Genomic DNA, 9928 nt, shown 5'->3' on the forward strand with positions numbered 1-9928 from the left:
ACGGACAAACCATGACTGACAAATTAACTCTCGCCGTCAACCATGCGTTGAACGATGCGCGGATGGCGCGCGCCCGTATGGGGCTGTTGGCACCAACGATGGGTCTGGACAACAAGCGCCATTCAGCATGGTGCGAGTATGGCTTCCCTGAGCAGGTAACCTACGAAAACCTTTATGCCCTGTACCGTCGCGGTGGTATCGCTCACGGTGCCGTTGAGAAGCTGGTGGGCAAATGCTGGCAGACTAACCCGGAAATCATCGAGGGTGACGATGCCGACGAGAGCGAAAACGAAACCGCCTGGGAAAACAAGTCAAAGCAGGTATTCAACAACCGGTTCTGGCGCTCATTTGCCGAGGCGGATCGTCGTCGCCTTGTCGGTCGTTATGCAGGCATCCTTCTGCACGTCCGCGATGAAAAAGACTGGAACCTTCCGGTTACTAAAGGGCGCGGGTTGCAGAAGGTTTCCGTGGCGTGGGCCGGATCGCTAACGGTGAGCGAGTGGGACACTGGGCTGAACTCGAAGACTTACGGTCAGCCGAAAATGTGGCAGTACGCCGAACGCTTGCCGAATGGTTCAAGTCGCCGCGTCAATATCCACCCCGATCGCGTTTTCATCCTTGGTGATTACTCAGACGATGCTATTGGCTTCCTTGAGCCAGCTTATAACGCCTTTGTGAGCCTGGAGAAGGTAGAGGGTGGATCCGGCGAGTCATTCCTGAAGAACGCCGCTCGCCAGTTAGCACTTAGTTTCGACAAGGAAATCGACTTTGGCAGCATTGCATCTATGTACGGCGTTAAAGTAGATGAGTTGCAGGATAAGTTTAACGACGCTGCACGCGAGATGAATCGCGGCAATGATGTACTGCTTTCTCTCCAGGGGGCAAGCGTAACATCCTTGGTTTCACCGGTGTCTGACCCTTCGCCGACGTACAACGTAAACCTGCAAACTGCTGCTGCCGGGGTGGATATTCCGACGCGAATCCTGGTCGGAAACCAACAGGCCGAGCGCTCCAGTACTGAAGACCAGAAATATTTCAATGCCCGCTGTCAGTCTCGCAGGGGGGAATTGTCCTTCGAAATAGAGGACTTCTGCGACAAGCTCATTGAGCTACAGGTTATTGATGCAGTGGTCCAGAAGACAGTCACCTGGGATGACCTTAACGAACAGACCGGTACTGAGAAGCTCACTAACGCCAAGACCATGGGCGAGATTAACCAGACCATGCAGGGCAGCGGCGATGAACCCGCGTTCACCCGTGAAGAGATTCGCACGGCTGCGGGCTATGACAATGACGACGAAGAGCCTTTAGGAGAAGAGGATGGCGACGAAGAAGACGAAGCCACCGATTCTGCCGCGTAACTATCAGGATCCGACCGGGGCCGATGCGCTGGAACGCCGGGCAATGAAAGACTTCGCCAGGCGGATGAATAAGATTGGCAAAGCGTACAAATCAGCACTCGACAAAATACCTTCCTCCCTCGCAGTAAACGCCAGATACGAATACCAGCTAAACCCAACGCTACTCTCCATCATCCTGAACGATGCCAGTTACCTGGTTGATCAGGTGCTGCTTGAAGGTGGTGATTACGACCTGTGGTTTTACGAGTACATCGATCTGGCTTCGGAGAAAGGGACCGGGCAGTCGTTCTACAACCTCAGCCAGCAATCCCCGGTGTACTCAGCCGGGCGTGAGTCGCTGGCGTCCATCCTCGCAAGCGACCCGTACCAGCAACGTATGGCGCTGGTGCATGCACGAGTGTTTGAGGAAATGAAGGGGCTGAGCGCTGACGTTAAGCGCGACATGGCGCGCGTGCTGACTGATGGGGTGGGGCGTGGGCTCAATCCGCTGGATATTGCCCGCAACCTCACAGAACAGACCGGCATCGAGAAGCGCCGGGCGAACCGGATAGCGCGCACAGAAGTGACTACCGCGCTGCGCCGGGCCAAGTGGGATGAAGACCAGGAGGCGAATGACCTCTTCGGCCTGAAAACTCTGCTGGTTCACATCTCGGCTCTGTCACCGACAACCCGACATACCCACGCAGTGCGCCATGCCCACCTCTACACCAACGAAGAGGTGCGTGCCTGGTACAGCAAAGATGGCAACTCCATCAACTGCAAATGCAGCCAGCAGTCGGTACTGGTGGATGCGGACGGGAACCCGGAATACCCGGACACCATCACGAAACTCAAACAGGAATATAAATCGATGCAGGCGCGCGGTTACGCCTGGGCGGAGAAATAACTATGCCTATGCAGGTCAACATCACCACGAAGGTGAACAGCCAGTCAATCCGGCGCGAAACGTACAACGGGCGTGAGCACCTGGTGCTGCCGAGCTACACGCTGCCGGCTAACGTCGTAATGAATGGCGGGCTGTACACAGCGGAAGAAATCGACGCCCACTATCAGGGGCTGGAGGGTACCCTGGCACCGCTTGGGCACCCTCAAGTTAACGGCCAGTTCGTGTCTGCATTCTCTCCAGAAGGGCTGTGCACAGGATTCGTTGGGGCGTGGAACCGCAATGTTAAGAAGTCCGGTAATCGCATCTATCTCGAAAAGTGGGTTGATGTGGCCCGCGCCAGCGAGTCTGAAGGTGGCAGGGAGCTACTTGATCGCGTCGCTGCCATTGAGCGCGGTGAAGACGTTCCGCCGATTCATACCAGCGTGGCCGCGTTCCTCGATCAGCTTGAGCCGAACGAACAACAGAGAGCTACGGGCGCCGAGTGGGTGGCGAAGATTCACAGCATGGACCATGACGCCATTCTGCTGCATGAGGTTGGCGCGGCGACACCTGAGCAGGGCGTTGGCCTGATGGTTAACGCTGATCTGGCTCAACCGCTCAAGGCTAACTCGGGCGCGCTGGTTGGCGAATCCTACCGGGAGCGCGAACAGCATCTCGATCGCGCAGCCAAAGCGAAGTTTGCGGCTGGCGCGGATGAATATGCATGGGTTGCTGACTTCACTGACTCGCAAGCGGTAATCATCCGCAACGGCGGCAGCGCTGAGGTGTTTGGCTACAAGTCTGAGGGCGGCGTAATCACCTTCGAAGATACCGGCACCGCAGTAGCGCGCCAGGAGTCGTGGGTCGCAGTCGTCGCTAACAAATTCAAAGCTCTATTCACACCGCAGGAACAGCCTGCACCAAACCACAAAACGGAGGGCGACATGCCTTTAACCAAAGAAGAACTGGAACAAATCGGCAGCATGATCGGCCAGGCTGTTGCGACCAATACTGAAGCGGCTATCAAGCCTCTCGCGGAAAAGGTTGATGCGCTACAGGCAAACCATCAGCAACTGGCAGACACCCTGACCGCCAACTCACGCGCTGAAGAGAAAGCAAAGCGTGAAGCTGTAGCTAAGGTACACGGCGAGGTCGTGGCTAACGCTCTTTCAGGCGAAGCGCTGGATGCGATGTTTAAAACAATCGGTGAATCCGCACCGCTGGGCACCAACTCTGCGCAACAGCAGAAAGAAACCGGTGCGCCGAACCCTGACGAATATTTCAAATAAGGAGCCAGACTAATGGCACGTTATCGTCGCGTTAATATCGACGGTCAGTCTCTGTACAAGACCGAAACCCGTAAAGTGGCAGCCGCGTCATTGCCGGGAACTTTCGTTACCATCAACGGTGACGATGAGTTTGCAGTAGCCGCAGCAACAGTTGGTCGCCTGTATGTTCTCGACCCAGCATTCAGCGAAGGGCTTGGTATTACTGACTCTATCCCTGCTGGTCACTCCACATCTGGTAACTACGTGGAAGAAGGCCGAGAACTGGCAATCCTGTGTCCTGCGGGAACTTACGCCAAAGACACCCCGATCAAGTTGGGCGCAAATGGTCAGGGGGCGATTGCCGACTCTGACACCGACACCGTTCTTGGCTACAGCCAGGACGATGCAACCATCGCTGCCGGCGCTACCGACTTTATCCGCGTGCGCTTCCGCGTAGGTACTGTAGCCCCGGCAACTGGCGGCGGCGAGTAAAAGGAGAATATGAATGTACTTCACTAAAGAAACGCTTGCCACGAATAGCCGCCTGCGCCTTCACTGGAACTCTCTGTGGGCGCAGCGCAACATCTGGGACACCGCGCATAACATCATGGTTAACCAGTACCGTGGCGCGATGGATGCAGAAACGCTGGCGGCCAATGCGCTGGCAGGTGATGGGCTGGGTCGTGAGTTCTGGGCTGAAATTGACCGCGAAACCGTCCAGTCTCGCGATCAGGTGATCGGCATGGAAATTGTCAACGACCTGATGGCTGTGCAGACCGTTCTGCCGATCGGCAAGACTGCCAAACTTTACAACACGATTGGCGATATTGCTGATGATGTCTCTGTGAGTCTTGACGGTCAGGCGCCGTATTCCTTTGACCACACTGATTACGGTAGCGATGGTGACCCAGTTCCGATTTATACCGCTGGCTTCGGTGTTAACTGGCGTCTTGCCGCAGGACTGAACACCGTCGGCATTGATCTGGTTCTGGATTCGCAGACAGCAAAAACCCGTAAGTTCCATAAACGCCGAGTAACTGGTTATCTGGATGGTAATCCGACCATTCAGGTTCAGAACTACCCGGCACAGGGCCTTCGCAACCACCGCAACACCGCCAAAATCAACCTTGGCTCTGGCGCAGGTGGCGCTAACATCAACCTGACCACTGCAACCCCGGCGCAGGCGCTGGCATTCTTCGGTCCAACCGGTGCATTTGGTGTGACTGCCCGCGCCAACCAGGTTACGGCCTATGACGTTTTGTGGCTGTCTCCTGAAATCATGGCGAACCTCTCCAAGCCATACACTATTGAGGTGGGTGACGGTACAAACGCGATCATCAGCGGTTCTGTGCTGGATGCTATTCGCAAGTTTATTCCGGTGAAAGACATCCGCCAGACTTATGCGCTGAGCGGTAATGAGTTCCTGGCTTATGAGCGCCGCAAAGATGTGATCTCCCCGCTTGTTGGCATGGCCGTTGGTGTTGTTCCGCTGCCGCGTCCTATGCCTCAGAGCAACTACAACTTCCAGATCATGTCTGCTGAAGGTTTGCAGATTAAACGTGATGACGAAGGTCGTTCTGGCGTGCTGTACGGCGCGAATTTGGCATAAGGAGAACAGCATGGCTAAATACCAGGTAACCAGGGCGTGGCATGGAGTGAAGGTCGGTGATGTGGTTGAAATTGAGAAACTGCATCCTGCGCTGAAGCCTCATGTTATGAAACTCTCTGACGCTGCGCTAACTCCGGCGACACCAGAGGCTGGCACGGATGTGAAATCCCGAAAAGAGGTTATCCAGGCGCGGCTGACCGAACTGGGTATTGAGTACAAAGGCAATCTGGGTGCTGAAAAGCTTGGCGAGCTGTTGCCGAAAGGCGAGCTTGAAAAGCTCTTCCCTGCTGAATAACAGCCGCCGCTAAGGCGGTTTTTTTATGCCCCGCTCCGGCGGGGTATTTCACGGAGTCGATAATGGTAACTCTCGAACAGGCGAAGGAGTATCTGGAGAGCCAGGGAATTACCATTCCCGATTTTGTTCTTCAGGCTCTCGTCGACCAGGCCAACAGTATTCAGGAGTGTCTCGATGCATATTATCCTGCATCGACCTCGCTGTTGATTCAGCTCTATCTGCTGGCGCTTATGGGGCTCGGTCAGGGTGACAAGTACATCAGTTCTCAGACAGGGCCCAACGGCGCATCACGCTCATTTCGGTACCGCCGGGGTGGATGCCAGCTCAGGATACAACATCAATACAACTCTGGCGGGGAAGTGGGCCTGCATGCCTGCCATGCTGGGACTAATTACCGGGGTTGTATCGGCTGGCGGTCAACCGCAGCCCTACTCGGCCATATACAAGAGCATGGCAAAACTTGAGGGAAGCAATACGCGGATATTCGCCAGGCCGCAGACAACCCCTGGCGGCAACCTTCAGAACGTTACGTATTCGAATCTGAGGAACGTGATTATGGCCATTAACTGCGCCAATTATGATTGATCGTTTTGAACGATCAATTTCGAGTAATTGATCTACCAAATCAATTATATCCCGTTGATTCATATTGTTATTGTGTAGCTTCATGAATGCCCTGGGATATAACCACTATGAAAAATATGATTCTTTGCCTGGCGGTAGCGGTATTGCTCTCCGGTTGCGCTGGCGTTATTGAGAAGCAGCAACCCGTATGCACCGGAACAGCCCTGGTCGGCGGACAGGAAAGCAGCGTCCAGATCTACGGAGTCCGTAAACAAAACAATCAGACGCAGTACCGCGCCGGTTATCCCTTTAACTGGTCATGGGTGAGCGCCAACACGTTCACCAGCACCACCTGCCACTAACCCATTCAGTTTTGAACAAACCCCGCTTCGGCGGGTTTTTTTATTGCCTGGAGAAAACATGATTTATACCACTGGCACTATCGCCATCAGCGGAAACACCCTTACAGGTACCGGCACAAACTTCACTGCTGCTGGTTCTCTTATTCGTAACGGTTGTACCGTTATTGCAATGACCAGCCCTGTGCAGGTATTCCAGATTACTGCTATCGGTGGGGCAACCAGTCTCACCGTGACACCTGCGGCAAGCCCTGCAATCCCTGCGGGAACGAAGTATTCGATTTTGCTGAGCGACAGCCTGAGCGTGGATGGCCTGGCGCAGGACATCGCTGAAACCTTCACTATGTACCAGCGTTACATGAGCGGCTTCGCTGATGTGATGAACGGTACGACAGACGTCACCATCACGATTAACGGCGTGGCCGTCACGGTACCGGGTCAGAAATCGCTGGCGAAGAAAGGGGCAAACAGCGACATCACCGCCCTTTCCGGGCTGACTACCGCGCTCAGCGTTGGCCAGGGTGGCACTGGTGCGAAAACCGCCGCAGACGCTCGCACAAACCTTGGTTTAGGAACATCAGCAGTACGCGATGAGCAGACTTCAATTAATGACGCAACCGCAGACAGAGTAATGACAACCGGCAAAGCGTTTGGGTTGGGTTCTCAGGTTGGTATTCAGACTGCAATAGGGTCAGCTGGCCCGGTTGGCTTCTACGGTTCCTCTGGAACTAACTGGGGAAGTCCAGGTGGGCTGACAGGAGGGTTTGGTGTCATTCAGATGCCAGGCAACAATGCTCTTTACAGGACCCAATTTGCCACCACAGATTCGGGTACCAGAGCATTTCTTCGAGCGATTCAGAACGGAACGTTTGGGTCATGGGTTGAATTCTATACCTCAGGTAACACAACCAAAGCCAGTGACGGCACGCTCAAGGCTGCATCACCTGTTGTGCGTATCGTGAAGTCTCAGGAAGAAAACCAGCGAACTGATGTAGACGAAGACGGATTCTCCTGGTGCGGTTGCGCTACGGCGAATGAGGAGGCCGAGGGGGTTCATATAAGCCGCATCGATGTCGGTGTTTATACGCTGACTGGCTCTGCCGGTCTGGCATCTTCTGGCTGGCAACTTCTGCCGCCGATGGATCCGGGTGGGATGGGTGAGCTCGGTATTGTTGAAGCTGCGAAAGGGGATGATGGGGTTCTGACCATTCGCCTGTTTAAGCGCAAATACATGCTGAGCGATGAAGGGGAGATCGTCAAAACAAAAGGGGCTCCTATGGATGTTCCGGCCAACAGCTGGATCGACGTTCGCCTCGATATGCCAGAGGATAGCATCTGGAAAAAAAGAGCTTCCGAAGCTTCTCTTGAACTGACAGAGCAGCCTGAAGACATTCAGCCTTAAAAATTAATAGGCGAACCCAAATTGATCTGCATTCCATTTGAAACTACTGTATATAAACACAGTAATAAAGGGAGTGCAGATTATGCCCCGAATTTCAGATATTCAGGCCGCCTTTATTGCGGCCATAGAGCTTAACCCAAAGGGCTACCGCTACCTGAGAACAGACAGCTTTATAGAAAAGTTGCGTGGTTTTAACTGGCACTTCACCCGAGCCGACGCCAATGCATGGATAGAGCGCAATCAGCCAGGCTTCGCTGACAAGACGAAAGACGGTAGCGACAACAGGTACTGGATCCTGCGTAGCATGGGGAGGGTGCACTGATGGGATTTCCTTCACCGGCGGCTGATTTCGTAGCACCGCGTTTATCTCCGGAAATTATCTGCGGGATCGGCATGGACAGCCGCATCCTCGAAACCTCGTCTGGCTTTGCGGTTATCGAGCCGTGCACCAGACTGGTACAGAATCAGGTTCTGCTAATCCTCAGCGGCGGACGGACTCAGTTTGCCAGAGTCATGGGCAGGGCGCTGATTTGTGATGATGGTGAAGCGATAGAGGGGGAGGCTGCGGAAGAGGTTGAGGTGATGGGGCGGGTGACGTTCTTCATCAACAGCGTGATGCAGGATGACAGGGTGGTGTGATGGGGCATGGGTGGGGCATAAAGTTACCGCGAAACGACGTTAGTTCATTGCACATGACAAATCGTATCGCGGCAACATAGCTGAAGTTACCGCACATCAATCCAACATCAAGCCACTTCGTTAAAAGACTTAATAGTCTCCAGATGAAGATCGCCTGAAGTACCGGATTTCCGAGGAAAGGGATCAGGGTAATGACGTCGTGGCTGCTTAACGAGCTGCCGATCCCCAGCATGATCCCGCAAAAAGAGAGAAGCGCCACGGGCAGCATAAAGGTTTTACCCAGTTGCTGGAAAAACTCCCACAGCGATATTTTTTGTGCTGCTTTCGTCGTCATAAAACGACTCCTTAAATGGTAGAAAGAGATTTAACGACCTCGATGGGGCGAGAAGATAAAACGTTTTATCAAACTTTAGTGCGCGCTAAATCACATTCTCAGGCTTTTACTGGTAGTATAAAGATAACGTATTGATAAAACGTTTTAGCGATCTCATTATCAAGGAGTCACGCCACCACATGGCTGTAGCGAAAAAGATCACCATCAACGATGTCGCACTGGCGGCGGGGGTTTCCGTCAGCACCGTTTCGCTGGTATTGAGCGGGAAGGGGCGCATCTCTCCTGCAACGGGTCAGCGCGTCAACGAGGCCGTTGAGCAGTTAGGCTTTGTGCGTAATCGCCAGGCGTCGGCGCTGCGCGGTGGGCAAAGCGGGGTGATAGGGCTGATCGTTCGCGACCTCGCGTCGCCGTTTTATGCAGAACTGACCGCCGGGCTTACCGAGGCGCTTGAAGCGCAGGGGCGAATGGTTTTCCTGCTCCACGGTGGGCGCGAACCGGAGCAGCTGCTCTCCAGGCTGGATATGCTGCTGACGCAAGGGGTGGATGGGGTGATCGTGGCCGGCGCGTCCGGCGTGGGCAGTGAATTGTGTGAGCGCGCGGCGCAGAAAGGCGTACCGCTGGTGTTTGCGTCGCGCGCCAGCTATCTCGACGAAGCCGATACCCTTCGGCCAGATAACATGCAGGCCGCGCAAATGCTGACCGAGCATCTTATTCATCGCGGCCATCAGCGCATCGCCTGGCTCGGCGGTAAAAGCTCGTCCCTGACGCGTGCCGAGCGGGTGGGCGGTTACTGCTCCACGCTCATCAAATACGGCCTGCCGTTTCACAGCGAATGGGTGGTGGAGTGTGAATCCAGCCAGAAAAAAGCCGCGGAAGCCATCGGCACGCTGCTTCGCAACAGCCCGACGATCAGCGCGGTGATTTGCTATAACGACGTCATTGCGATGGGGGCGTGGTTCGGTTTGATCCGCGCCGGACGCCAGAGCGGTGAGGGCGGGGTAGAAACGTTCTTCGGCCATCAGGTGGCGCTGGGGGCGTTTGCGGATGTCGGTGAAAATGCGTTAGACGATCTCCCCATCGTCTGGGCGACGACGCCGGCTCGTGAAATGGGGTACACCCTGGCAGACAGGATCATGCAGCGCATTGAAAATACGGACGTGCAGGCCGGGCATCAGATTGTGGCTGCACGGTTAGTGACGGTGAAGTAAACGCTTTGCTTGCACGGGCCTGCA

Annotated in this window: 12 protein-coding genes and 1 pseudogene; 12 read left to right on the forward strand and 1 reads right to left on the reverse strand. The window is 54.8% G+C overall.

The features are described from left to right. The first annotated feature begins 11 nt into the window (after nt 1-11). From ACQG0T_RS10115 to ACQG0T_RS10165, 11 genes are all read left to right on the forward strand, one after another. On the forward strand, nt 12-1361 hold the full coding sequence (locus ACQG0T_RS10115) for an anti-CBASS protein Acb1 family protein (RefSeq protein WP_426723782.1): 1350 nt from the start codon (nt 12-14) through the stop codon (nt 1359-1361). Continuing rightward, nucleotides 1321-2247 carry a phage minor head protein gene (locus tag ACQG0T_RS10120; RefSeq protein WP_271040755.1) on the forward strand — a complete coding sequence of 309 codons (927 nt, stop codon included), beginning with the start codon at nt 1321-1323 and terminating at the stop codon, nt 2245-2247. Before ACQG0T_RS10115 ends, ACQG0T_RS10120 begins: the two co-directional genes overlap by 41 nt. 2 nt (nt 2248-2249) lie before the next feature. Further along, complete coding sequence (locus tag ACQG0T_RS10125) at nt 2250-3515, forward strand: hypothetical protein (protein ID WP_310823009.1); 1266 nt, start codon at nt 2250-2252, stop codon at nt 3513-3515. 12 nt (nt 3516-3527) lie between these two features. Further along, on the forward strand, nt 3528-3986 hold the full coding sequence (locus tag ACQG0T_RS10130) for a phage cement protein (RefSeq protein ID WP_042889540.1): 459 nt from the start codon (nt 3528-3530) through the stop codon (nt 3984-3986). 13 nt (nt 3987-3999) lie between these two features. Beyond that, complete coding sequence (locus ACQG0T_RS10135) at nt 4000-5103, forward strand: major capsid protein (RefSeq protein WP_045345391.1); 1104 nt, start codon at nt 4000-4002, stop codon at nt 5101-5103. 10 nt (nt 5104-5113) lie between these two features. Beyond that, nucleotides 5114-5398: a hypothetical protein gene (locus tag ACQG0T_RS10140; RefSeq protein WP_042889542.1), complete on the forward strand. Its 285-nt coding sequence runs from the start codon at nt 5114-5116 to the stop codon at nt 5396-5398. Between the two features lie 62 nt (nt 5399-5460). Next, nucleotides 5461-5862 (forward strand): DUF7370 family protein, encoded by a 402-nt coding sequence (locus tag ACQG0T_RS10145; protein WP_426723783.1) that lies wholly within the window; start codon nt 5461-5463, stop codon nt 5860-5862. 228 nt (nt 5863-6090) lie between these two features. Further along, the gene (gene cor / locus ACQG0T_RS10150; RefSeq protein ID WP_017382566.1) at nt 6091-6324 is read left to right on the forward strand and encodes a phage exclusion lipoprotein Cor; all 234 of its coding nucleotides are present in this window, start codon (nt 6091-6093) and stop codon (nt 6322-6324) included. Nucleotides 6325-6382: 58 nt separating this feature from the next. Next, the gene (locus ACQG0T_RS10155; protein WP_426723784.1) at nt 6383-7723 is read left to right on the forward strand and encodes a pyocin knob domain-containing protein; all 1341 of its coding nucleotides are present in this window, start codon (nt 6383-6385) and stop codon (nt 7721-7723) included. Between the two features lie 82 nt (nt 7724-7805). Next, nucleotides 7806-8045, forward strand: a complete 240-nt coding sequence (locus ACQG0T_RS10160; RefSeq protein ID WP_271040769.1) for a hypothetical protein — start codon at nt 7806-7808, stop codon at nt 8043-8045. Further along, on the forward strand, nt 8045-8362 hold the full coding sequence (locus ACQG0T_RS10165; protein WP_023306078.1) for a hypothetical protein: 318 nt from the start codon (nt 8045-8047) through the stop codon (nt 8360-8362). The genes ACQG0T_RS10160 and ACQG0T_RS10165 overlap by 1 nt, the downstream gene beginning before the upstream one ends. 139 nt (nt 8363-8501) lie before the next feature. Here the strand turns inward: ACQG0T_RS10165 and ACQG0T_RS10170 are convergent. Then, nucleotides 8502-8696 (reverse strand): annotated as a pseudogene (locus ACQG0T_RS10170) (PTS sugar transporter subunit IIBC); the annotation flags it as partial. A 179-nt stretch (nt 8697-8875) separates the two neighbouring features. Between ACQG0T_RS10170 and ACQG0T_RS10175 the strand changes: the two are divergent. After that, nucleotides 8876-9904, forward strand: a complete 1029-nt coding sequence (locus tag ACQG0T_RS10175; protein ID WP_022647925.1) for a Mal regulon transcriptional regulator MalI — start codon at nt 8876-8878, stop codon at nt 9902-9904. The last annotated feature ends 24 nt before the right edge of the window (nt 9905-9928 follow it).

The organism is Enterobacter cloacae complex sp. 302F9, from assembly GCF_050030335.1.
GTDB lineage: Bacteria > Pseudomonadota > Gammaproteobacteria > Enterobacterales > Enterobacteriaceae > Enterobacter > Enterobacter hormaechei_C.